The sequence below is a fragment of the Flagellimonas sp. L-11 genome (assembly GCF_056857735.1).
The window spans coordinates 68,028-92,631 of record NZ_JBSXNR010000081.1 but is presented as its reverse complement, the minus strand read 5'-3'; the positions used below and the strand labels follow the sequence as shown (position 1 = coordinate 92,631).

Below are 24,604 nucleotides of genomic sequence, written 5' to 3'. Positions count from 1 at the left end.
GTCAATTCGAGTGTTTTTTGTAGGAACGAAAAAAATGTATCGAGAATCAGAATTTTATTGACAAAAACCTTGTTTCGATACTTTTTCCTTTGGAAAATATTCGAACTTACACTCTCTTGCTGCTGAAATATTCAAAATGCACAGCGAGTAGCAACAAATAAAGAAAGCCCCATTTTCGGGGCTTTCTTTATGGTTTTAATGTGTGGGTTGATTAAATATTCTTCGCTAACCAATCACCAACTTCGCTGGTTTTGTAGGCTTTTCCGCCATCGGCCAAATCTTCGGTAACCACACCATCGGCCAACGATTTGTTCACCACCTCGCGAATGGCTTCAGCCTCTTCCTTCAAACCAAAAGCGGTCTCGAACATCATGGCGGCTGAAAGCACAGTGGCCAATGGGTTGGCAATGTCCTTTCCTGCGGCTTGAGGGTATGATCCATGGATGGGTTCGAACAAGGAAGTTTTTTCGCCCAAGGATGCTGAGGGCATCAATCCCATAGACCCAGAAATCACTGAAGCTTCATCGGTTAAAATGTCTCCGAACAGGTTTTCTGTGATCAACACATCATAAGCACTGGGCCATTGCACCAAACGCATCGCTACGGCATCCACAAATTCATAGGATACTTCAACCTCAGGATAGTCTTTTTCCAATTTTTGAACAGTCTCTCTCCACAGGCGAGAAGTTTCCAAAACGTTGGCTTTATCCACACAGCATAGCTTTTTGGAGCGTTGCATGGCCATTTCAAAACCTTTCTTGGCCAGACGCTCAACCTCGGTGCGTGTATAGGTACAGGTATCGTAAGCGGTATTGTCATTGTCTTCACGACCTCTTTTCCCGAAATAGATACCTCCGGTCAATTCACGAAGAAAAACAAGGTCGGTACCTTCAATTCTTTCTTTTTTCAATGGAGATTTATCAATCAACGAGGGAAAAGTGAAGGTTGGACGAACATTGGCAAACAATCCCAGCCTTTGACGCATCTTCAATAATCCTTGCTCTGGACGTACTTTAGCGGATGGGTCGTTGTCAAAACGTGGATGACCAATGGCTCCAAAAAGAACGGCATCTGCAGCAACACAGGCTTCGTGGGTTTCATCCGGGTACGGTTCACCTACGGCATCAATCGCTGCGGCTCCTGTAAGGGCAGGAGTCCAGCTTATTTCGTGTCCGAACTTCGCAGCTACGGCATCGGATACTTTTACAGCTTGATCTATTACTTCTGGGCCAATTCCATCTCCGGCCAAGAGCGCTATGTTTAGTTTCATTCTATTTATTATCTGTTATACTAAATTCAACATTTTCTCCGTGGCCTTGATGGCGGATACCGTTTGATCTGAATCGAGTCCGCGGGTGGTAAAGTCTTTTTCCTTGGTCTGCCAGGTGATTATAGTTTCGCAAAGTGCGTCGGAATTACTGCCTGGAGGGATGCGAACGGCATAGTCCACCAATTTCGGCAATTCCCTGCCTTCCTTTTTGTATACCTTCTTCAAAGCGTTGATAAAAGCGTCAAACTGTCCATCTCCTTGTGAACTTTCCTCGTATGTTTTCCCTTCAATTTCTATGGAAAGGGTAGTGGATGGCTTCAATCCTTTGGAATGGGTGAGCACGTAAGACTTTACAAATACCTTTTGCTGATGCAGATTGCTGTCCAATACATCAGAAATGATGTAAGGCAAATCATCTTTGGTGACACGTTCTTTTTTATCGCCAAGCTCAATGATGCGCTCGGTAACCTTTTTCAATTCGTCGTCATTCAAAGTTAAACCAAGCTCTTGAAGATTCTTTTGGATGTTCGCTTTTCCTGATGTTTTTCCTAAGGCATATTTGCGTTTTCTGCCAAATCGCTCTGGAAGCAAATCGTTGAAGTAAAGATTCTTTTTACTGTCTCCATCTGCGTGTATTCCAGCGGTTTGTGTAAATACATTATCTCCAACAATAGGTTTATTGTCAGGTATGCTGAAGCCTGTAAAGGCAGATACCAATTTACTTACTTTGTAAAGGGATGATTCCTTTACACCAATCTTGATTTCGGGTAAAAAGTCGTTGATTACGGCAACAACACTGGCAAGTGGTGCATTGCCTGCACGTTCACCCATGCCATTAACGGTAAGGTGTAAACCGTGACAGCCTGCTCTTACTGCTTCCATAACATTGGCTACACTTAAATCGTAATCATTGTGTCCGTGAAAATCGAAATGGGTGTTCGGATACTTTTCAACAATTTCTTTAAAAAAAGCCCCTGTTTCGGTGTGTGTAAGCACGCCAAGGGTATCCGGAAGCAATACTCGCTTGACGGGCTGCTTTGTCAAAAAATCCAGGAACTGAAACACATACTCTTTGGAGTTTCGCATCCCATTACTCCAATCTTCCAAGTAAACGTTGGTGTCAATTTCTAGTTTTTGCCCTTCGGAAATTACATTTTCTATTTCTGCAAAATGCTGTTCTGGAGTCTTTTTGAGTTGGTGGGTTAAATGATTTAATGAACCCTTGGTAAGCAGATTCTGCACTTTGGCACCTGCTTCTTGCATCCATTTAAGGGAAACGCCATTGTCCACAAAAGTCAACACTTCCACTTTGGAAAGATAACCTTCCGTTTTAGCCCAATCCGTTATATTTTTTACGGCCTGTAGTTCTCCTTCCGAAACACGGGCGGAGGCCACTTCGATACGGTCTACCTTGAGTTCTTCCAATAATAACTTGGCCAAGGTGAGCTTTTCCGATGCGGAAAAGGAAACCCCAGAGGTTTGTTCACCATCCCGCAGGGTGGTGTCCATAATTTCAATGGTGCGTGCTTTCATTTTTTATGCCGTCGTGTTCCGAGCAATAGGTTACAGAGGTGTGTTTTCGGCATACTTCTCAATATCGTCTTGGATGTTCAACAAATAGTCGATATCATCAAAGCCATTGAGCATATTGTCCTTTTTGTAATCGTTGATGTCAAAACTTTCGCTTTCACCCGTGGCCAAAATGGCAATCTTTTGTTCTGGTAGGTTGATTTCCAACTCTGTTTTTGGGTCAGCCTCAATCGCCTTGAAAATTTTGTCCAAAAATTCAGGAGTCACTTGAACGGGAAGTACACCGATGTTCAAACAGTTGCCTCTAAAAATATCTGCAAAAAAGCTGGAAACCACACAGCGAAAACCGTAATCGTAAACGGCCCAAGCCGCGTGCTCCCTAGATGAACCTGAACCGAAGTTTTTACCTCCTACCAAAATTTTTCCGGAATAGATAGGATTGTTCAAAACGAATTGCTCCTTTGGAGTTCCGTCGGAATTGTATCTCCAATCACGGAAAAGATTGTCGCCAAATCCTTTACGCTCGGTAGCTTTCAAGAATCGTGCTGGGATTATTTGGTCGGTATCCACATTCTCGATAGGTAATGGTACCGCTGAACTTGTTAGTATGTTGAATTTATCGTAAGCCATTATTTTTCAATTTTCAGTTGTTATGCTAAAACTTCTTCGTGCATTAATTCCCTTGGGTCAGTTACTTTTCCAGTAACGGCAGCTGCAGCGGCCACTAACGGACTAGCGAGCAGCGTACGGGCGCCGGGGCCTTGTCGTCCTTCAAAGTTTCTGTTGGAAGTACTTACGGCATATTTACCTGCTGGAATCTTATCATCGTTCATTGCCAAGCAAGCCGAACAGCCGGGCTCTCTCAATTCAAAGCCAGCTTCGGTCAAAATATCCAAGATACCTTCTTCCCTGATCGCCTCTTCCACTTTGTGGGAACCGGGAACCAACCAAGCGGTTACGTTGTCAGCCTTTTTTCTTCCTTTTATGATGGAGGCAAAAGCTCTAAAATCTTCAATCCTACCATTGGTACAGCTTCCAAGGAATACAAAATCGATAGGCTTGCCTACCATAGGCTCTCCTTCGTTGTAGTCCATATACTCCAAGGATTTTTTGTACGTCGCAACGGCACCATCAATGGTTTCGGCCAATGGAATGTTATTGCTGATTCCGATACCCATCCCTGGATTGGTACCGAAGGTGATCATTGGTTCTATCTCGCTGGCATCAAAAGTTACTTCTTTGTCAAATTCGGCATCATCATCAGAATAAAGGGTTTCCCAATATTCCATGGCAGCATCCCAATCTTTTCCTTTTGGCGTATATTCTCTTCCTTTGATGTAGTCAAACGTCTTTTCATCCGGAGCGATCATGCCGCCACGGGCACCCATTTCAATACTGAGGTTACAAACCGTCATACGACCTTCCATCGACATATTTTTGAAGACATCTCCGGCGTATTCAACAAAATAGCCAGTTGCACCAGAGGTGGACAATTTGGAAATGATGAAAAGCGCCACATCTTTTGGGGTGACCGCTTCGCTCAATGCTCCGCTTACATTGATGCGCATACTTTTAGGCTTGGGCTGCATAATGCATTGGGTGGACAATACCATTTCCACTTCACTGGTACCGATACCAAAGGCAATGGCGCCAAAGGCTCCGTGCGTAGAGGTGTGTGAATCTCCACAAACAATGGTGGCTCCAGGTACGGTTATTCCGTTCTCTGGACCAATTACGTGTACAATTCCATTTTTCTTATGCCCAAGTCCCCAGTATGGAATACCGTGGGCGTTGGCGTTTTCCTCCAAAGCCCTCAATTGATTGGCGGACAAGGGGTCTTTTACGGGCAAGTGTTGGTTTCGTGTAGGGGTATTGTGGTCCGCGGTGGCAAAAGTGCGCTCTGGGTACAATACTTTTATTCCTCTGTTCTTTAATCCTAAAAAAGCTACGGGACTTGTTACTTCGTGGACCAAATGCCTGTCAATAAAGAGTACATCCGGGCCGTTCTCAATATGCTTTACCACGTGGGAATCCCAAACTTTATCAAATAGTGTCTTGCTCATTGTGTCTTCAATAATTTGTAAGCCTACAAAGTTAAAATTTGTATGTGAAACCGATTATCGGTTAGTGGTAAAATTACGATGTTCAACCGCAATTTCAAGCGATTGTATTTAAAGTTAACAAATGGTAAGGGTTGATTTTCAATTTATAACAATGAAGTGTGAAGAATTGTACCATATACCAATTACAAACCTAATCGGAATCAACTAATATAATTCCAAATGGTTTTGTTGGCCATCATTTTGGAATAAGCGTTTAAAATAGGTGCATTTTCCGATTTTTCAAGTCTAGGGTCATTCTTCAGCAGTTGAATGGCATGGTAGCGGGCTGTTTTTAGGATTTGATTGTCCTTCACAATGTCTGCAATCTTTAATGTCAACAGGCCACTTTGTTGGGTGCCCATCAAATCCCCGGGACCGCGAAGTTTAAGGTCGACCTCTGCAATTTCAAAACCATCGTTGGTGCCTACCATGGTTTGTAAACGGGTTTTGGCATCTTCAGATAGTTTATGGCCCGTCATTAGAATACAAAAGCTCTGCTCCGCACCTCGGCCAACGCGACCTCGTAGCTGGTGCAATTGCGATAGCCCGAAGCGCTCGGTGCTCTCAATGATCATTACGGAAGCATTCGGTACGTTCACGCCCACCTCGATAACTGTGGTGGCAATCATAATCTGTGTTTCGCCCTTAACAAAACGCTCCATTTCATAGTCTTTGTCAGCCGGCTTCATTTTGCCGTGTACAATGGAAATTTGGTATTCGGGTTGCTGAAAATCACGGACAATACTTTCATAACCATCCATTAAATCTTTATAATCCAAGGCTTCCGATTCTTGGATCAGCGGATACACAATATAGATTTGTCTCCCCTTTTTGATTTCATCTTTGATGAACCCAAACACTTTTAATCGGTTGCTGTCGTATCGGTGCACTGTTTTGATGGGTTTTCTTCCAGGAGGCAACTCATCAATAACAGAAATATCCAAATCGCCATAAAGGCTCATGGCCAAGGTTCTGGGAATGGGAGTTGCTGTCATTACCAGAATATGGGGGGGAGTCTGATTTTTGTGCCATAATTTAGATCGTTGCGCCACACCAAATCGGTGCTGTTCGTCCACAATGGCCAAACCAAGGTTTTTGAATTGTACTTTGTCCTCTAAAACGGCATGTGTGCCCACCAGAATGTTCAAATTGCCGTTTTCTAACTGATTATGCAGCAAAGTGCGTTCGGACTTTTTCGTGGAACCGGTCAATAGAGCAATCTTAACGTCCATGTTTTCCAAAAGTTCCTTGAGCCCATTGTAATGTTGGGTGGCCAAAATTTCCGTTGGAGCCATTAAGCAGGCTTGAAACCCGTTGTCAATAGCCAATAGCATACACATTAATGCCACAATGGTCTTACCTGAGCCCACATCGCCTTGCAGCAATCGGTTCATTTGGGCATTGCTCCCCAAATCGTTCCGAATTTCCTTAATGACTCGTTTTTGGGCATTCGTGAGTTCAAAAGGGAGGTGGTTTTCAAAGAATTCGGTAAACTTTTCGCCTACGGCCTCAAAGGGCATTCCTTTTATTTTTTGTTTCCGTTGTAAATTTTGGGATATCAATCGCAATTGCACAAAAAACAACTCTTCAAACTTTAACCGAAACTGTGCTCTGGCCAACAATTCTTGATTCTTAGGAAAATGAATGTTGAAAAGAGCGGAGCTCTTCGAAATCAATTTTAGTTCTTCCAAAATACTTTGAGATAAGGATTCTGGAAACTGCCCCTTACACTCCAAAAACAACTGTTGCATCATTTTACCGATGACCCGATTGGTGATTCCCTTATTGCTTAATTTTTCAGTAGAAGGGTAGATGGGCTGCATCACCATTTTTAGTCCCTTTTGATGTTTTTGCAGGGTTTCCATTTCGGGGTGGGGCATGGAAAATGTACTTCCGTATTTGTTCACCTTGCCAAAAACCACGTAGGGTTCGTTGAGCTTTAAATTCTCCTTGATCCATTTGTGACCTCGGAACCAAACGAGGTCCATTTGCCCTGTTTCATCCACAAAAGTGGCCACTAAACGCTTGCCCCGTTTTTGCTCTACGGTTTTTATATGGATAATTTTACCCACTACTTGCACATCGGCACCGCTGGGTTGCAGTTGATTGATTTTATAGTAACTCGTTCTGTCCAAATAGCGGTTAGGGAAGAGGTGCAGCAGGTCTTTAAAGGTCTCAATGCCCAATTCGGCCTTTAGGGCATCGGCCCTGTTTGGACCAACTCCTTTGAGGTATGCTATGGGAGTTTGCAGAAAATTGGGATTCATCGAACTAAAATATGTAATTTGGAAGGACTTTTGATAAGATGATGGTATGAAGCTGAGCCCCATTCTTGTTTTTTTCTTATTTGTGCAGTTGTTGTCCGCCCAAATTCAGGATAAGGTTGACTTTGTCCGTGCTGAAGTTTTGATAGAGCCCACACCTTCCGAAAACCTCATAAACGGTAGCGTGACCTATCAATTTGATGTAATTGAAGATGTGGGTTCCATTTACCTTGATGCTATAGGCTTGGAATTTTCATCGGTTTTTCTGGATCATACAAAGATAGATTTTGATTACAACGGTCGAAAAATAACCATCAAAAAAAAGCTGGAAAAGGGCGGTAATCATATGCTCAAACTAGAATATGTAGCCAAACCAAAACAAACGGTATATTTTTTAGGATGGGACGATGGTGTCAGGAACAATGAGCAGGTTTGGACCCAAGGCCAAGGAAAATATACCAGTCATTGGTTGCCCAGTTTTGATGATATGGCTGAAAAGGTGGAGTTTGATCTGGATATCATCCTAAAACAGAATTATACTGTAATTGCGAACGGGAAATTGGTAAAGAAAGACACCTTGTCAGATTCCAAAGGGTATTTGTGGCAGTTTGATATGGAGAAACCGATGAGTAGCTATCTCGTGGGGTATGCCATCGCGGATTACAATAAAAAAACGATTGAATCATCCTCAGGAGTCCCGATTGAACTGTATTACGAACCTGCGGATTTCACAAAAGTGGAGCCAACCTACAGATACTCACAGCAAATTTTCGATTTTTTGGAGAACGAAATAGGCGTGGCTTATCCTTGGCAGAACTACAAACAGGTTCCCGTGCAGGATTTTCTGTACGCGGGTATGGAAAACACCACTTGTACCATTTTTTCCAACCAGTATGTGATTGATTCGACAGCTTTTGTGGATAAAAATTACGTCAATGTGAATGCACACGAGCTGGCGCATCAATGGTTTGGGAATCTAGTGACCGAAACTAGCAGTGAACACCATTGGCTGCACGAAGGTTTTGCCACTTTTTATGCGTATTTGGCGGAAAAGGATATTTTTGGGGAGGACTATTACTATTGGCAATTGTTGGAAACGGCCAATGCCTTACAACGTTTTTCTGGAGATGACGGTGGCGAGGCGCTTCGCAATCCGAATGCAGGCAGCCTTACTTTTTATGAAAAAGGCGCTTGGGTCTTGGTAATGCTCAGAGATAGAGTGGGAGAGGGAGCTTTTAAAAAAGGCGTTCAGAACTACCTAAACAAATACGCGTTTAAAAATGTGACCATTCCCAATTTTATAGGGGAAATGGAAATGGTTTCCAATACCGACCTTGAAGATTTTGAGAAGTTGTGGTTGGAGAATCCTGAATTTCCTTATGATCAAGTAGTTGCTTTTTTGGAAGAAAAAAATGTATCCATCAAAACCTATTTTGAGCTTAAAAATAGGATGGCAGAAAAGCCTGAGAATATTGAAAAGATTTTAAAACGGGCTTGGGCCAAGATAAAATCCAACCAATTAAAGGAAAACTTGGTTTTGGATTATGGAAGTAAGCTGTCCGTAGACTTTTTAGGAGACATCATCAAATCTGAAGGTTTAAAAGTACGGCAGGCTATTATCCTTTCGCAGAATAAAATTTCGGGTGAACTTCAAACGGATATTGAAGGACTTTTAAAGGATAAGAGCTACACGACCTTAGAGGCTGCTCTATACCGATTGTGGTCCGATTTTCCCCAAAACAGAAGCAAATATCTCAATGAAACGGATGGGATTACAGGGTTTCCCAACAAAAACATTCGATTATTATGGCTAACTCTAGCTTTGGTGTCACCCGAATACAATTCAGGTGTAAAACCATTGTATTTTGATGAATTAAGTGGTTATACGGGTTCTGAACATCATTTTGAGACACGCCTACTTGCATTCCAATACTTGAACAATATAGGTGGGTTTACAGATACTACGCTCAAAAACTTGGTGGAGGCCTGCAATCATCATGTGTGGCACTTTAAAAAATCGGCAAGGGGGATACTGAACGACTTTTTGCAATCTGAAGGTAATACAGCTCGCATTAAGAGTCTTTACCCTTTGTTAAGTCAACAAGAAAAACAATATTTGGAGAAAACTTTAGGGGAATGAGGGCATTGGTCATTTCGGGAGGAGGTAGCAAGGGAGCCTTTGCAGGCGGTGTTGCCCAATTTTTAATTCAAGAAGCCAAACACGATTACAATTTATTTGTCGGGACATCCACAGGGAGCCTATTGATTTCCCACTTGGCCCTAAACAAGTTGGACAAAATCAAGAATATCTATTCAAACGTTAATCAAGACAGTATTTTCAGTAATTGTCCATTCATCATTAAAAAAAAGTATGGGGTTGAGATTATTGCCATAAACCATTGGAATGTGATCAAAAACTTTATCAAGGGTAAAAAAACCTTCGGAGAAAGTGAGAATCTCAGAAAATTAATACGTAAATCCATTACAGTGGAGGAATTTGACGAATTGAAACAAAGTAAGATGGATGTGGTCGTAACGGTTTCCAATCTTTCGTTGAACCAAGTAGAGTATAAGTCCATAAACGATTGCACGTATGATGAATTCTGTGATTGGATATGGATTTCGTCCAACTACACACCGTTTATGAGCTTGGTCAAAAAAAATGGCTGTGAATATGCCGATGGCGGCTTGGGAACTTTAGTCCCCATTGAAGAAGCGTTGAATCGTGGGGCAACGGAGGTAGATGTGGTGGTGCTCCATACTGAGGTGAACCATTTAAACCGGATGTCTTCTAAAAACCCGTTTGATTTGATTACCACCATTTTTGGCTTTATGCTGGACCGTATCGAAAACCAAAATATCAGAATTGGCAAGTTAGTGGCCAATCGAAAGGGGGCGATTATTAATTTTTACTATACGCCAACGGTCCTTACCACAAACTCATTGATCTTTAACAAGGAACGAATGACCTTATGGTGGAAACGTGGTTATTTGTATGCCAAGAACAAGAACGAGCAAACGAGCCCAATAGAACCTGAAAAGCAAGAGTAGGCTATTCGGTTACTCGATTGTAGCGTTGTTCTGTTGATGAGTTATCTCTTCCCTTTTTCAGCATACGATGCTATTCAGCCTGATTTTTCAAGAAAAAATGGATTTCTGACTAAGTTATTGGGTTGTTCAGTTACTGCGGACTGCCAACTGACACTGCTTACTGCGAACTGTAAAACCGACTCCAACAAAAAAAGGCCCTGAATGCATCAAGACCTTCTTTGATTATCAATAATGTAATTGATTAGCTTTTACCTAGGATTTCAGCTACTTTTTGTTCCAATGCAGGACCTCTTAAATCTTTTGCTACGATAACGCCATTTTCATCCAATAAAAATGCTGCTGGTATCGCGTTAATGTTGTATAAACGAGCAATTGGATCTTGAAAGCGCTGTAAGTTCGAGATATGGTTCCATACCAAACCATCGGATTTAATGGCTTTTTTCCAATGCTCTTCTTTGTTATCCAATGAAACACCAAGGATGTCAAAACCTTTTTCGTGATACTTTTTATAAACCGATACAATATTGGGGTTTTCCGCACGACATGGCCTGCACCATGCTGCCCAAAAATCGACCAAAGTGAGTTTAGCATTGCTGGTAACATCGCTGAGTGCAAGTACATCGCCAGTTGGAGTAGGGGCAGAAAAGTCCGGTGCTACGGCCCCGACTTCGGTGGATTTTAAATTTTCGAGTTGTTCCGCAATCTTTTTAGCAGGTTCTGTAGCCTTCATTTCTGGTGATAGCCCTTCGAACATTGCCTTGATTTCATCAGCAGGAGCAGCTTTTGTGGCCAAAAGGTTTCCAATAATCAATACAGAAACATATGCATTTGGGTTTTCCTTGGCAAAGTTTATATTAAAGCTTTTCGCATCTTCTTGGAACTCCATAAACTCCTCGCGCAATGCTGTAACGGTGGCAGTATCTCTCTCCTGAGCAGCCAAACGCATGTCATCTTGCATAGATCTTGCACGTTCAGATAGTTTACGGGATTCTTCCAAAAAGCCCATAAATATCTCGTTTTGTTCTGTCCCCTTAAGTTTGGCCTGAGCTATACTATCTTTTTGGAACTCAACTTCTATCGTGCCGTTTTCTACGATCACAGGCATATTCCCACGAACTTTATCTACAAAAATATAGTACATTTTAGGCTCTACCTGATTTCCGCTAAAGCTGAACAAGCCATTTTCAACCGCTGCGGTATCAACATCCACCAATTGGTTGACGGAATCTGTGGTTTTTAAAAATATTTGGGTGCCATTTTCAGGTTCGCCGGTTATGGTGCCTTTTAAAGTGTATCCTTTTGGGTCGGAATTACAAGATGCTAAAAACAGCACTCCCAAGGATATTGCAAATAGTCTTTTCATTTCAAAATGTTTAGACCGCTAAGGTATTCAATACTTATGGCATAAAAAAACCCTTGGCATTTTGGTAAAGCCAAGGGTTCTTCTTAAATCTATACGCTATTAGAATTGGTATCGGATACCAAGTGCTATGTCAAAATCAAAATCGTTGTCAAAACCGTCGTAACCTACCAAACCTATTTCAGGTCTAAAGTCCAAGGACAGTAGCAAAGGAATATCAAAATCATATTCTATACCAATATCCCCGGCGGCGAATACAAAAAGGCCATCGTAATCATCGTCAAAATCAGGATCTGGATGATCAAAATCGACGCTACCCAATCCCCCGCCAACACCATAGTACCAGTTAAAATTGCCATCCAATTGGTGAACCCACTGGTAAACTCCGGTTAGTTTAAAGGCATCAAAATACCTACTGTCCCGCCAGCCAAGGTCAAATTCAGCACGGTTATTTTGTCCAATGGATTTTTGATAGGAAATTTCGGCCCCAAAGCCATCGCTGTCGCCCAACCTTAATCCTAGGGCGTGTTCGGATATACTTTGTGCACTTAAGCTGGCTGTTGCAAATAACATAAGTGCTGCAAATAATGTGGTAATCTTCATGTGTTTCTCTTTTAAGTTAAAAATTAGAGATAGTTTTGTGTTAGATTTACGTTTGAAAAACCGTTTTAGTTCCCATAAAGTATTCCAAATTGGATAAAAAAATGTTAAAAGACCTTTCTGAAGCAATGAAAGGCGAGTTGTTGTTCGATGAATTGAGCAAGGCCATTTATGCGACGGATGCCTCGGTATATCGGAAGCTGCCTACCGCCGTGGCCTATCCCAAAGACGCAGAAGATTTAAAAACCTTGCTCGCATTTGCGAATAAAAATAAAGTTGGACTTATTCCCCGTACTGCGGGAACCTCTTTGGCGGGTCAGTGTGTGGGAGATGGTATTGTGGTCGATGTAAGTCGCCATTTTACCAAAATCATCAGTTTGGATAAGGATAAAAAGCAAGTTACTGTACAACCTGGTGTAGTTCGTGACGAGCTCAATCAGTACTTAAAACCATTTGGTCTTTTCTTTGGGCCGAACACTTCCACCTCTAACCGTTGTATGATAGGAGGGATGGTCGGGAACAATTCATCGGGCACCACTTCCATTCAATACGGCGTTACACGCGACAAGGTTTTGGCCATGCAATGTGTATTGTCCGACGGAAGTGATGCTTTTTTCTCCAGTATTTCCATAAAAGAATTCGAAGAAAAGAAAGATGGTGACTCGCTGGAAGCAAAAATCTACAGCAAACTCTTTGAGGAGCTTTCCAATCCAGAAATACGGAACAATATCAAATCCGAGTTCCCTAAACCCAGCATCCACAGAAGAAATACCGGATATGCGGTGGATGAATTGCTCAAAAACAATGTTTTTGGGGATGATAATGTCGATTTCAACCTATGTAAATTATTATCCGGAAGCGAAGGAACACTGGCATTTACCACCGAAGTAACGCTTCAGCTTGATGAAATACCGCCGCAATATGCCGCAATGGTGGCAACGCACTACAAGAACTTGGAGGATTGTTTGAGCGATGTGGCTCCTGTGATGCAACATAACCTTCATTTGTGCGAGATGATGGACAAGGTGATTCTGGACTGCACCAAAAACAACAGGGCTCAATTGGCCAACCGTTTTTTTGTGGAAGGAGACCCCGCAGGAATTTTAATGTTGGAAGTAAAAGCGGATTCCAAAGAAGATTTGGACAAACAACTGGATGAACTTTTAAAAACTATTGCAAAGTCAGGGCTGAGTTATGCCAACCCTATTTTGTACGGTGACGATATTAACAAAGCCATTGAACTCCGCAAGGCCGGACTCGGCCTTTTGGGCAATATGGTGGGTGACAGAAAAGCTGTGGCCTGTATTGAAGATACGGCCGTTGCCCTGGAAGACCTCAAGGATTTTATCGGGGAATTTTCCCAGATTATGAAAGGCTATAACCAAGATGCGGTGTATTATGCCCATGCAGGGGCTGGAGAATTGCATTTGCGCCCCATTCTCAATTTAAAAAAGTCGGAAGATGTGGTTTTGTTCCGAAGCATTACCACAGATGTGGCCAAACTCACCAAAAAATATCAAGGAAGTTTTAGTGGCGAGCATGGTGATGGGATTGTGCGTGCCGAATTTATTCCTCTAATGATAGGTGAAGCGAATTATGAGCTGTTGAAAAGGGTGAAAGCACTTTTTGACCCCAATTTGGTACTCAATCCCGGCAAAATTGTAGACGCCTACCCCATGGATGAATCTTTGCGCTATGAGGTTGACCGTAAAGAACCAGAAGTGGAGACTTTGATGGATTTTTCCGATAGCCAGGGCATTTTAAAAGCTGCGGAAAAATGTAACGGAAGCGGGGATTGTAGAAAAAGTCACCACATGAACGGGGGTATGTGCCCAAGCTACCAAGCCACCAAAGATGAAAAAGATACTACGCGTGGCAGGGCCAATGCGCTTAGGGAGTTTTTGACCAATTCAGAAAAAACCAATCGGTTCGATCATGAAGAGCTCAAAAGCGCCTTTGATCTATGTTTGAGCTGCAAGGCCTGTGCCAGCGAATGTCCAAGTAATGTGGATGTTGCTGCGTTGAAAGCGGAGTTTTTATACAATTACCAAGAAGCGAACGGATATTCGTTGCGTAGCAAACTATTTGCCCACAACACCCGATTGAATGCATTGGGAAGTAAATTTCCTGGCATCACCAATTGGATGTACGGGTCTAAAACGGTAGGTGGCATATTAAAAAAGGCGGTCGGCGTTGCCCCGGAGCGGAATTTACCGAAAGTGGGACGCTTCAATTTTAAAGATCATCTTAAAAAGTACCGTGTAAAGCGTACGGATATTTCCAAACGACCCGTTGTTCTCTATATTGATGAGTTTGCAAGGTATTTGGATATTCAAATCGGGAAGGATGCCATTGAGCTATTGTGCAGATTGGGTTATGATGTGGAATTGTTTTATGGTGAAAGTGGACGGACCTATCTTTCCAAAGGGTTCTTGAAGCAAGCCAAAAAATTGGTGGCCCAAAACATGAAAAGGTTAAAAGGCATCTTGGATGATGGGACACTCATTGTTGGTTTGGAGCCATCGGCCATTCTATCTTTTAGGGATGAATACCAAAGATTGTACGATGATAAGGAGCAATTACAAAAACTGGCTTCCAACTCATTTTTGATTGAAGAGTTTCTAGCCGCAGAGATTGCTGCAGGACATATTTCTTCGGATAGCTTCACCGAAGCGGAACGGACCGTTAAAATTCATGGGCATTGCCATCAAAAAGCATTGAGCAACCAAAAGGTGACTTTTGATGTGTTGAATCTACCGAAAAACTACAAAGTAACCATTATACCGTCCGGTTGTTGTGGAATGGCAGGCTCTTTTGGCTACGAAAAGGAACATTACGAAACCAGTATGCAGGTAGGGGAGCTCAAGCTGTTCCCAGCTGTGAGAAAAAGCTCGGAAGATACCTTGATCGCGGCGAACGGAACAAGTTGTAGGCATCAAATCAAGGATGGGACGAAAAGGGAGGCACAACACCCGGTTTCAATCTTGAGAAAGGCTTTGGTCATCTAAGAAATCACGGTTTATACTTTCTTCGCTTTCGTTAAGGTGTTGCTCTGTAATGTCTTCAATGTCCACCTCTTTGTCGGTAATGGAAGCAATAAGGTCGTTCATGTCCATTTCCTTTAAATCTTCATCCACAAAGAACGGGGATAATCTATCGTGATTGTAATGGTATATTTTCCAACGCTTGAACGAATATTCCAAAGCGGTCAGGTTTTCTACCCAATCGCCCGAATTTAAATAGGTGCAACTACCATATTTGGTTTCGTAAACTTCTTTTTTGGGTTGATGGATATGTCCACAGACCACATAATCATAGTCGTTTTCTATAGCAAGTTCCGCAGCGGTCTTTTCAAAATTGTTGATGTATTTTACAGCACCCTTCACGCTATTTTTGATTTTTTTGGAGAGCGAATACTTTTCACGGCCCATTTTGGCCAAGCACCAGTTCAGGAAACTATTGATCACAATAAGAAGGTCATAACCATAGCCGCCCAACTTGGCCAACCATTTGGCATTTTGTATGGAAACATCGAACACGTCACCATGAAAAATCCATGCTTTTTTACCATCGAGGTTGAGTACCAATTTGTTCATGATCTTAAAGTTCCCCATTGAAGTATTGCTGAACTTTCGGAGCATTTCATCATGATTTCCAGTGATATAGTAAACTTCGGTGCCCTTGGAGGCCATGCCTATGACCTTTCTCAGGACCTTTAGGTGGGAAGGGGGGAAATACCTTTTGCTAAACTGCCAAATATCAATAATATCCCCATTTAAAATCAGCTTTTTGGGTTGGATGCTATTAAGATATGTGATGAGTTCATCTGCATGACAGCCATAAGTTCCCAAATGAACATCTGAGACAACTGCCAATTCTATCTTCCTTTTTTTCAACGGTATAGGGTTTACTGCAAAATAAAACGGTAGGAATAAAATAGAAATCAAATTGAAATCATTAATTCATGAGGATATTGTTAAAAAAATATCACCCCAAGATGAATTATGTTACAATAACATTAAGAACTTATTTAAACCTTTAGGATTGAAGCGAAAATTAGTCAATTTGTGCCCAGTTGAAGACCTTTTCGAGTTGCATAGCAGAGCTACGGAAGGATGAAAAGACAAAAAAGTGGGTGCAAAAGGGCAATTCTTTAGCCAATTGAAAAAGTTTAAATGAGTTCTAAGCCAAAACCTTGTTTTTGAATTAGATTTGTAACATCTACCTTTGAGGCAACATAATTTTATACCGAATGGCAGGAAATTCGTTTGGACAACTTTTTAGGATCACCACCTTTGGTGAATCCCACGGCAAAGCATTGGGGGGCATTATCGATGGTTGTCCTGCTGGGATATCATTGGACTTGGAACAGATTCAGTTGGAGCTCAACCGAAGAAAACCGGGGCAATCTGCAATAGTTACCCAACGAAAGGAACCCGATACGGTTGAAATTTATTCCGGAGTGTTCGAAGGAAAAACCACAGGTACTCCAATCGGCTTTGCCATTCATAATACCAACCAAAAATCCAAGGATTACTCACACATCAAGGATTCGTACCGACCATCTCATGCCGATTATGTGTACGACAAGAAGTACGGTTTCCGTGATTACCGTGGTGGCGGAAGAAGCTCTGCCCGCGAAACGGCCAGCAGGGTAGTGGCAGGGAGCATTGCAAAGCAATTTTTGACCGATGTAAAAATAAATGCCTTTGTTTCCCAAGTGGGCGAGATGAAATTAGACAAATCTTATCAAGAATTGGATTTTTCCAAGATTGAATCCAATGCCGTTCGTTGTCCCGATACCGAAATGGCGCAAAAAATGGAGGAGTACATCAAATCCATTAAAAAAGAGGGAGATACCATTGGTGGTGTTATCACCTGTGTCATACAAAATGTACCCATTGGTCTTGGAGAGCCGGTTTTTGATAAACTACATGCCCGATTGGGAGAAGCAATGTTGTCCATCAATGCCGTAAAAGGTTTTGAGTACGGGAGCGGTTTTGCCGGTGTTGCCATGAAGGGGAGCGAGCATAACGATGCTTTCAATACCGATGGCACTACAAAAACCAATCGTAGTGGCGGGGTTCAAGGTGGAATAAGCAACGGAATGGATATTTACTTCAGTGTGGCATTTAAACCCGTTGCTACGGTGCTACAATCCTATGAAACCATCAACAAAGAGGGTGAAAAAATTACCACCCAAGGCAAGGGCAGGCACGATCCATGTGTTGTTCCAAGAGCGGTTCCTATTGTAGAAGCTATGGCCGCATTGGTTTTGGCAGATTACTCACTTTTGGCCCGTACCAACAAAATCTAGGTCTGCGTTAGGACGTTTCCAATCAAAAAAGTATCTTTCCGTCCATAATCTTACTTTATGAAGAAATTGGAATTGCACTGGCAAATCCTAATCGGGATGCTACTTGGTATTCTTTTTGGATTTGCAATGACCCAAATTAGCTGGGGCAAGGAATTTGTAAATGATTGGATTCAGCCTTTAGGGACCATTTTTGTAAAACTTCTCAAGTTAATTGCCATACCTCTTATTTTGGCATCCTTGGTTAAAGGTATTTCGGACCTTAAGGACATTTCAAAGTTTCGAAATATTGGCCTCCGTACAATTGGAATATATATAGTTACCACGGTTGTCGCCATTACGATCGGACTTTTGTTGGTAAATGCAATGAACCCGGGCAGTGGAATTTCGGAAGAAACGGTGACCAAACTCACCGATACTTATGGAAACGATGCAGGGGTTACCTCCAAGCTGGAAGAGGCTTCCCGACAAAAGGATAGTGGTCCCTTACAATTCTTGGAAGATATGGTGCCCGATAATGCATTGGCGGCCATGACGGATAATGCTTTGATGCTTCAGGTGATCTTTTTTACTATTTTTCTTGGTATCTCTATGCTGTTGATTGGAGAGGAAAAAGCAAAACCACTAAAAAATTTCTTTGATTCTCTCAATGATGTGGTGCTCAAAATGGTCGATTTGATTATGTTGACCGCTCCGTATGCCGTATTTGCTTTGTTGGCAGGAGTAGTGGTGTCTTCCAGTGATCCTGAATTGTTATTGGCGCTACTTAAATATGCCGGAGTTGTTCTATTGGGTCTTGCACTTATGATTGTTTTTTACTCCACCGTGGTTGCACTTGTTACCAAAAAGAACCCGTTTTGGTTTTTAAAAGAAATAAGTCCTGCACAACTGTTGGCTTTTTCCACCAGTTCCAGTGCGGCTACCTTACCTGTTACGATGGAAAGGGTAGAGGAACACATTGGGGTGCACAAAGAGGTATCCAGTTTTGTGTTGCCCGTAGGTGCCACCATCAACATGGACGGTACTAGTTTGTACCAAGGTGTTGCAGCCGTATTTATTTCACAAGCGCTTGGTTTTGACCTGACTTTTGGCAATCAGTTGACCATTGTATTGACAGCTTTGTTGGCTTCCATCGGTTCTGCGGCCGTTCCAGGTGCGGGAATGGTAATGTTGGTAATTGTATTGGAGTCCATTGGTTTTCCTGCCGATAAATTGGCCATAGGTCTGGCCTTGATTTTTGCCGTTGATAGACCATTGGATATGTGCCGAACCGTGGTAAATGTTACCGGTGATGCCACAGTTTCCATGTTGGTCGCCAAATCTGTTGGCAAACTTGGTGACCCGCATGTAGAGGAATGGGATGATCATTTGGATGAGGTAAAAGGAAAAGATAGTTAATCCAAAAACTTTGCTTTTAACTCAGGGGTAGGAATCATACAGGTATCCTGTTTTCCAAACCATTTATAGCGGTTTTTGGCAATAAAATCATAGATTCCATTTCGAATGGAAGTAGGGACCCATGTAAAAACGGCGGTCAATTTCCATAATCCACCAAGGTCTTGGGCAATTTCCAATGCAGCATCGGATTTAGTATAGTAAGCCACGCCAGGTTCTATAAGGATAATGGAATCTACCTGACTGGTGTCAATATGGCGTTGGTTCACCAATTGTTGCCCCACATCACTTTGTAGGGCCGCATAGCGGAATACATCTTTTTTGTCCCGTTTGATCACAAACTGAACCGAGCTGTTGCAAAGGTTGCACACACCATCGAACAGGATTATTTTTTTGTTTTCCAGCTTGTTCATAACACTTGGCTAAAACCTGACATCCGCAATGCTGCTGTTTTTATCAAATTCTGCTTTTGAGAATGGACAGAGCGGTAAAATTTTCACGCCTTTATCCCTAGCAAACGCTACAGCTTCCATTACCAGCATTTTTCCATATCCTTTTCCTCCGAACGCTTCTTCTATTCCCGTATGGTCTATGATAAATTTTGTTGTTCCGGCCCAAGTGTAGGTCATCTCACCAGCAAATTCACCGTCATCATAAATTACAAACCTACCTTTTCTTTGATCTTCTTCTCTCTCTATTTTAACCAAAACACGCTACTTTTTTATGCTCAATGCTCCCGAAGGACATTTTGCTACTTGATTTATTAACTCCTGACTAGTGGCATTTTCAGGTTTGACCCAAGGCTTCTCTTTTGGTTTATACACTTTGGGCAATGTTTTTACACATATTCCAGAGTGAATGCATTTTTCGGGTTGCCATAATATGGTAACCTCTCCGTTGGTGTATTCTTTCTTTGTCATAATTGTTGGGGTTTAGTTCTCATTATCACCAACCAATGTTTTTGGGCATACATAGGTTTAGAAACAAAATGGATACTGAACCAGCTTAAGTAAAGATAATATAGTTTACTCGATAATCGAGATTTAAACCTGACGTCAGTCAGGTTTTATTGCAGTTACTTTAGTTTCTATAAATTTTTTGGATGGTCCCCTCTCCGGTCTCCCCAAGGGGAGCAGTTTCCCTCCTTTGGAGAGGATGTCCCGAACCTGTTTGGGGAGATTAAGGGAGGACTTGATGCCAGATGACAAAGAATTCCATTCTTTTGAAAACTATGGATTTCAAATCCATAGGAGTGGTTTTATTTTTATATGCATTTTTCCCTTCTTCCAAAATAGCTGTCAAATAAATTTTGTCGATATTCTACACATAGTAGTCATGGATTCGTTTACCTTGTTGGAAGAAGCGTTTAGCGATTTTTAAGTTCGATAGATTTTTTTTTGACCTTGCACCTTACATTGTTGAATTCAAAATAAATTTGCGCAGTTAAGTGGTTGCATATATTTTTGCAGTCAAATAGCTGCGTAAATGGAATTACGAAGAGATGTTTTTCAGGCCATTGCCGACCCGACCCGTAGGGCCATTATTGCCATGGTGGCACTCAACGCCATGACACCGGGAGCCATTGCGGCGGAATTTGATTCATCCCGGCAGACCATTTCCAAGCATATCCGAATACTTACCGAATGTGAACTACTTAACCAAGAACAGCAGGGGAGGGAGATCTACTATCATTTCAATCCACAGAAACTAAAGGAAATTGCCGATTTTATAGCACCTTTTAGGGATATGTGGGACGATAGGTTCAATACGCTCGAAACCATTATGAAAAAACAACTGCCCAAAAAATAATATGGAACGAAAAACCAAAGTCCATGCTGAGGACAGAAAACAGGAAATTTGGATTACCAGGGAATTTGAACTGCCCGTGGCAACGCTTTTTAAAGCGTATGAAAAACCTGAAATCGTAGAGCAATGGATGGGTACCCAAGTACTAAAACTTGACAATCGGAAACACGGTAGTTATCAGTTTGAAACCACCGATCCGAAGGGAAACAAGCATCGGTTCAATGGAACCATACACGAATTTGTACCAAATCTAAAAATCATCAGGACCTTTGAAATGGAAAATGCTCAGTTTCCGGTCCAGTTGGAGTTTTTAGAATTTGAGGCCCTTACCGATACAACGAGCAAGCTCACCATACACATGATCTATAAATCGGTGGATGATCGGGACCGTATGCTAAAACTACCCTTTGCTCAAGGGGTTAATATGGCACATAACCGCTTGCAGGAAGTAATGGAACAGTTATAATAACAAGTCTCCAACGATAAGAGCTTTTTCCTGTCACATTGAGCGAAGTCGAAATGACAGGAAAAAGTTTTGCAAACACAAAAGCCTAAAAAATCATATCATGACAAAACGTAGTAAAATTATTTATTGGGTAGCCACCGTTTGGCTAGCCCTGGGAATGACCTCCACAGGCATTGTACAATCAATTGAGATGGAAGAGGAGGTTGAAATGATGGAACATTTGGGTTATCCGTTGTACTTTCTTCATATTATCGGGGTATGGAAACTTTTGGGCTTTGTGGCCATTCTAATTCCCAAGTTTCCCGTACTCAAGGAATGGACCTATGCCGGTTTTGTTTTTACAATGACAGGGGCTATTTTTTCCCATTTGGCGGTAGGTGATGGGGCCGCTGATTTCTTTGGACCTTCCTTGTTATTGGCATTGACCCTGATTTCTTGGTATTTTAGACCAGCTGGCAGAAAAGTTATCACAACACAAAACCAATAACTCCATGAACCCAAAAGTTGATTTCTTCTTTGAAAAAACATCCCAATGGCAGGAAGCCTATCGACAATTACGTAAAATAGTCCTCGATACGGGCCTTACCGAAGCACTTAAGTGGGGTGTGCCCTGTTACACGTTTCAAGGGAGCAATGTGGTCTTGATCCATGGATTTAAGGAGTATTGTGCGCTGTTGTTTCATAAGGGTGTTTTGCTGAAGGATATCGAAGGAATTTTGATTCAACAGACCAAAAATGTGCAATCGGCCCGCCAGATTCGATTTACCAATGTGAAGGAGATTTTGAATATGGAAAAATTGTTGAAAATCTACATCCATGAAGCTATTGAGGTGGAAAAAGCCGGATTGGAAGTCAAAATGAAGAAAACCACTGAATTTGATATGCCCGAAGAGCTTCAAAACAAACTGGATACCGATACAGATTTTAAGACCGCTTTTGAAGCATTGACCCCAGGGCGCCAACGCGGGTACATGCTCTATGTTTCACAAGCCAAACAATCCAAAACCCGTGTATCGAGAGTAGAGAAGTCCATCCCTAAGATTTTTGAAGGGAAAGGATATAACGAAATGTAAACCATCAACAAAAAGTACCATGCGAAGAATTGTTCCCAATATGTATTCCGATAATCTGGAAGCGAGCAAGGCTTTTTATCTAGATTTCTTGGGGATGGAGTTAGCCATGGACCTTGGGTGGATCATAACGTTTGCCTCCAAAGAAAACCCAACGGCCCAAATCAATATTTTTAAGAATGAATGGAGAAGCCACAAAACCGGACAATACAGCGGTTTTTCTGTCCATTGAAATATCCCGGGACCAAATATACACAGGTGAGTGGGAGGATGACAAGCGTAGCGGAACCAGTAAGTTTTACGATGCAGAGGGCGATGTGGTCGCTGGTGGCAAGTGGAACGACGATAAGTTGGTAAATGTCAACAAAAAGTAATGGCAAACAGTCAAAAAAAACTGTTGTTTTAATTCTAAGTTGCAGTAAATAAAATAAAAACAAACTAGCATTAGCTAGGCTTCGGACGGTTTTTTTAAGAAACCAATGTTCCTCTCATTCTTTTAACCATTTTATACCCTGTATATTTGCAATGTTTTGATTATAAAATTATAAACTATAATTATGAGTAAAGTAAAAGAAAATGATACCGTAAAGGTACACTACACGGGTAAATTAACTACTGGACAGGTTTTTGACAGTTCGTTGGAAAGAGAACCCATGGAAGTAGCCTTAGGTCAAGGGCAACTTATACCAGGATTTGAAAAGGGACTTATAGATATGGCTGTTAATGAAAAGAAAACCATTACCATCGATAAGGAAGATGCGTATGGAGAGGTTAACGAAGCGCTTTTTCAAAAAATATCAAAATCACAATTGCCAGAAGATCTTAAGCCAGAAGTTGGGATGGGATTGGTAGGTTCCAATGCACAAGGGCAAGAACAACAGTTTCGCGTTGCAAAAGTAGAAGAGGAAGATATTATTATAGATGCCAACCACCCGTTGGCGGGCCAAGATTTGGTGTTCGACCTTGAAGTGGTCGAGATACTTTAGTGTAACAACAACATAGAGAATAAAGGTGCCCTGTCAAAACGATGGGGCTTTTTTTGGGTCTACGTCCTGCTCATGGGTAAACACTTTGCTTGCTGTCCCACATGGATGGCTATAACCGCTTGGCCCAGTTCTGAAAACGCATCCGCAGGGAGGTAATGGAACATATAAATGGCCTTGTCCAACCATCTAAGAACATAGTTCAATTCGGGTAGAAAATTTTTGCTTTTGGCCGGGGCAAGCGTGGGCAAATTGTGTGGAAAAGAAAAAGCGCGTAGCATATTGCTTTTGTAAAACAATCGAGCGTTTGCGCACGTCAATTAAATATAACGAAAATTATAGGTACAAATGAAAGGATGCGGGGTAGTCGACCGCTAGTTAATGTTTCATGACCCTGTTGAAAATTCTAATAAATAGCCCTGACACGAGGGATATTTTACAAAATGGAAAATTATAGCTTACGCAAGGCGAAATCCTTAAAATGCAACACGACGACATTTGTACTATAATTTATGTTATGTAAAATAGAAAATATAGGGAAGCAAAACAATACTCCCCTAAGTCCCTTATTTGGCCAAAACCATTAATGGCACCTTTGCTTTTCTAATTACCGATTTTATAGGGCTCGGTTTAAGCTTAAAATTTTTGCCGCTTTTGGGCACGCACAAAAGTTGTGTATTGGTGCGTGACACATAATTTACGAGACCATCCAGGGCATTGGTTCCTTTTCTAAACTTGTACGAAACTGTTTTGTGCCAAGGATAATTCCGGTTTTGCGATGTTTTCTCGTTAGAAATATCAAAATGTCGCACAGGTTTTTTACTGTCCCGTTTTAGGTCTTGAATTACTTCCAGATTGGTTTCTGCAAGCTCTGCTCCAAAAAATCCCAAATTAATGTCCTCAAACGAATGGAATTTATCGTCCTCGCCTAAAATCAGCACATTGGTGTTGTTCGTCAGGTTAATTACAAAATCCGTAATACTTTCAGAAAATATTCCCAATCTTGGCCTGCACTTGCCTAAAACCAAAATATCCGGGTTTTGGAGCGCCAAATAATCCCTGACCCTATTTTTTACGTTGCCATACTCCAATTTATAGCCAATGGAAAGGTTTTCCTTTTCATTTATCTTGGAAATAAGTTCATTGATCTCCGCTCGTGTAGATCGGTCGTCCTGGTTCAATGTTCGTATGGCGGAGAGTTGGCTGTCCCCTTTAATAATGTTCGTGGTTGGTTTTACATGGAAAACCTCAATGGAGCCCTCTACCCTTTTGGCCAATTCCACGGCACTGTTCAATACAAACGAAGAATTCTTGGACATGTCCAACAAAACGGAGATGCGATATTTTTTTTGATTCCCTTCCATAGATGTAGTTTTGATGATTCATTCTAAGA

The 24,604-nt window shown here is 41.8% G+C and carries 24 protein-coding genes; 11 read left to right on the top strand and 13 right to left on the bottom strand.

The window, feature by feature from the left end; translation table 11 throughout:
* Positions 1-211: 211 nt before the first annotated feature.
* The 5 genes from leuB to recG form a co-directional block, all read right to left on the bottom strand.
* Complete coding sequence (gene leuB / locus AC13CC_RS17325) at positions 212-1,270, bottom strand: 3-isopropylmalate dehydrogenase (RefSeq protein WP_326277175.1); 1,059 nt, start codon at positions 1,268-1,270, stop codon at positions 212-214.
* 15 nt (positions 1,271-1,285) lie between these two features.
* The gene (locus AC13CC_RS17320) at positions 1,286-2,803 is read right to left on the bottom strand and encodes an alpha-isopropylmalate synthase regulatory domain-containing protein (RefSeq protein ID WP_326277176.1); all 1,518 of its coding nucleotides are present in this window, start codon (positions 2,801-2,803) and stop codon (positions 1,286-1,288) included.
* 30 nt (positions 2,804-2,833) lie between these two features.
* Positions 2,834-3,430 (bottom strand): 3-isopropylmalate dehydratase small subunit, encoded by a 597-nt coding sequence (leuD, locus tag AC13CC_RS17315; RefSeq protein ID WP_326277177.1) that lies wholly within the window; start codon positions 3,428-3,430, stop codon positions 2,834-2,836.
* A gap of 20 nt (positions 3,431-3,450) precedes the next feature.
* On the bottom strand, positions 3,451-4,863 hold the full coding sequence (leuC, locus tag AC13CC_RS17310) for a 3-isopropylmalate dehydratase large subunit (protein WP_326277178.1): 1,413 nt from the start codon (positions 4,861-4,863) through the stop codon (positions 3,451-3,453).
* Positions 4,864-5,063: 200 nt separating this feature from the next.
* A complete protein-coding gene (gene recG / locus AC13CC_RS17305; protein ID WP_326277179.1) occupies positions 5,064-7,169 on the bottom strand; it encodes an ATP-dependent DNA helicase RecG in 2,106 nt (701 codons plus the stop codon).
* A 46-nt stretch (positions 7,170-7,215) separates the two neighbouring features.
* Here recG and AC13CC_RS17300 point away from each other — a divergent pair, with 46 nt between their 5' ends.
* A complete protein-coding gene (locus AC13CC_RS17300) occupies positions 7,216-9,306 on the top strand; it encodes a M1 family metallopeptidase (protein ID WP_326277180.1) in 2,091 nt (696 codons plus the stop codon).
* The gene (locus AC13CC_RS17295) at positions 9,303-10,217 is read left to right on the top strand and encodes a patatin-like phospholipase family protein (protein ID WP_326277181.1); all 915 of its coding nucleotides are present in this window, start codon (positions 9,303-9,305) and stop codon (positions 10,215-10,217) included. Before AC13CC_RS17300 ends, AC13CC_RS17295 begins: the two co-directional genes overlap by 4 nt.
* Before the next feature lie 241 nt (positions 10,218-10,458).
* Here AC13CC_RS17295 and AC13CC_RS17290 read toward each other — a convergent pair whose 3' ends face one another.
* Entirely contained in the window at positions 10,459-11,580 is a 1,122-nt protein-coding gene (locus AC13CC_RS17290; RefSeq protein ID WP_326277182.1) for a DUF4369 domain-containing protein, read from the bottom strand.
* Between the two features lie 99 nt (positions 11,581-11,679).
* Positions 11,680-12,180: a hypothetical protein gene (locus AC13CC_RS17285; RefSeq protein ID WP_326277183.1), complete on the bottom strand. Its 501-nt coding sequence runs from the start codon at positions 12,178-12,180 to the stop codon at positions 11,680-11,682.
* A 101-nt stretch (positions 12,181-12,281) separates the two neighbouring features.
* Between AC13CC_RS17285 and AC13CC_RS17280 the strand changes: the two genes are divergently transcribed.
* Entirely contained in the window at positions 12,282-15,185 is a 2,904-nt protein-coding gene (locus AC13CC_RS17280; protein WP_326277184.1) for an FAD-binding and (Fe-S)-binding domain-containing protein, read from the top strand.
* Here AC13CC_RS17280 and AC13CC_RS17275 read toward each other — a convergent pair.
* Positions 15,156-16,073: a UDP-2,3-diacylglucosamine diphosphatase gene (locus tag AC13CC_RS17275; RefSeq protein WP_326277185.1), complete on the bottom strand. Its 918-nt coding sequence runs from the start codon at positions 16,071-16,073 to the stop codon at positions 15,156-15,158. The two genes, AC13CC_RS17280 and AC13CC_RS17275, sit on opposite strands and share 30 nt — an antisense overlap.
* A 356-nt stretch (positions 16,074-16,429) precedes the next feature.
* Between AC13CC_RS17275 and aroC the strand changes: the two genes are divergently transcribed.
* Positions 16,430-17,494: a chorismate synthase gene (aroC, locus tag AC13CC_RS17270; RefSeq protein ID WP_326277186.1), complete on the top strand. Its 1,065-nt coding sequence runs from the start codon at positions 16,430-16,432 to the stop codon at positions 17,492-17,494.
* A 57-nt stretch (positions 17,495-17,551) separates the two neighbouring features.
* Positions 17,552-18,889 carry a dicarboxylate/amino acid:cation symporter gene (locus AC13CC_RS17265; RefSeq protein ID WP_326277187.1) on the top strand — a complete coding sequence of 446 codons (1,338 nt, stop codon included), beginning with the start codon at positions 17,552-17,554 and terminating at the stop codon, positions 18,887-18,889.
* Here AC13CC_RS17265 and AC13CC_RS17260 read toward each other — a convergent pair.
* Genes AC13CC_RS17260 through AC13CC_RS17250 form a run of 3 tightly spaced genes read right to left on the bottom strand, consistent with a single transcriptional unit; the run spans position 18,886 to position 19,806 of the window.
* Positions 18,886-19,299, bottom strand: a complete 414-nt coding sequence (locus AC13CC_RS17260; protein ID WP_326277188.1) for a thiol-disulfide oxidoreductase DCC family protein — start codon at positions 19,297-19,299, stop codon at positions 18,886-18,888. The two genes, AC13CC_RS17265 and AC13CC_RS17260, sit on opposite strands and share 4 nt — an antisense overlap.
* A 9-nt stretch (positions 19,300-19,308) precedes the next feature.
* Positions 19,309-19,593, bottom strand: a complete 285-nt coding sequence (locus tag AC13CC_RS17255) for a GNAT family N-acetyltransferase (RefSeq protein WP_326277189.1) — start codon at positions 19,591-19,593, stop codon at positions 19,309-19,311.
* 6 nt (positions 19,594-19,599) lie between these two features.
* Positions 19,600-19,806: a (4Fe-4S)-binding protein gene (locus AC13CC_RS17250; RefSeq protein ID WP_326277190.1), complete on the bottom strand. Its 207-nt coding sequence runs from the start codon at positions 19,804-19,806 to the stop codon at positions 19,600-19,602.
* 565 nt (positions 19,807-20,371) lie between these two features.
* Between AC13CC_RS17250 and AC13CC_RS17245 the strand changes: the two genes are divergently transcribed.
* The 6 genes from AC13CC_RS17245 to AC13CC_RS17220 all read left to right on the top strand — a co-directional run bounded on the left by AC13CC_RS17245 (position 20,372) and on the right by AC13CC_RS17220 (position 23,214).
* Positions 20,372-20,695, top strand: coding sequence for an ArsR/SmtB family transcription factor (locus tag AC13CC_RS17245; protein ID WP_293163383.1), 324 nt, complete (start codon positions 20,372-20,374; stop codon positions 20,693-20,695).
* A 1-nt stretch (position 20,696) separates the two neighbouring features.
* Complete coding sequence (locus AC13CC_RS17240) at positions 20,697-21,158, top strand: SRPBCC domain-containing protein (RefSeq protein WP_326277191.1); 462 nt, start codon at positions 20,697-20,699, stop codon at positions 21,156-21,158.
* Between the two features lie 100 nt (positions 21,159-21,258).
* Positions 21,259-21,645 carry a DoxX family protein gene (locus AC13CC_RS17235; RefSeq protein WP_326277192.1) on the top strand — a complete coding sequence of 129 codons (387 nt, stop codon included), beginning with the start codon at positions 21,259-21,261 and terminating at the stop codon, positions 21,643-21,645.
* 4 nt (positions 21,646-21,649) lie between these two features.
* Entirely contained in the window at positions 21,650-22,231 is a 582-nt protein-coding gene (locus AC13CC_RS17230; RefSeq protein WP_326277193.1) for a YdeI/OmpD-associated family protein, read from the top strand.
* 176 nt (positions 22,232-22,407) lie between these two features.
* Entirely contained in the window at positions 22,408-22,602 is a 195-nt protein-coding gene (locus AC13CC_RS17225; protein ID WP_326277194.1) for a hypothetical protein, read from the top strand.
* Between the two features lie 183 nt (positions 22,603-22,785).
* Positions 22,786-23,214 (top strand): FKBP-type peptidyl-prolyl cis-trans isomerase, encoded by a 429-nt coding sequence (locus tag AC13CC_RS17220; RefSeq protein ID WP_326277195.1) that lies wholly within the window; start codon positions 22,786-22,788, stop codon positions 23,212-23,214.
* A gap of 59 nt (positions 23,215-23,273) precedes the next feature.
* Here the strand turns inward: AC13CC_RS17220 and AC13CC_RS17215 are convergent, their stop codons facing one another.
* Both AC13CC_RS17215 and AC13CC_RS17210 read right to left on the bottom strand, forming a co-directional pair.
* On the bottom strand, positions 23,274-23,492 hold the full coding sequence (locus tag AC13CC_RS17215) for a hypothetical protein (protein ID WP_326277196.1): 219 nt from the start codon (positions 23,490-23,492) through the stop codon (positions 23,274-23,276).
* Positions 23,493-23,777: 285 nt separating this feature from the next.
* Positions 23,778-24,575 (bottom strand): universal stress protein, encoded by a 798-nt coding sequence (locus tag AC13CC_RS17210; RefSeq protein ID WP_482878150.1) that lies wholly within the window; start codon positions 24,573-24,575, stop codon positions 23,778-23,780.
* Between the last annotated feature and the right edge of the window lie 29 nt (positions 24,576-24,604).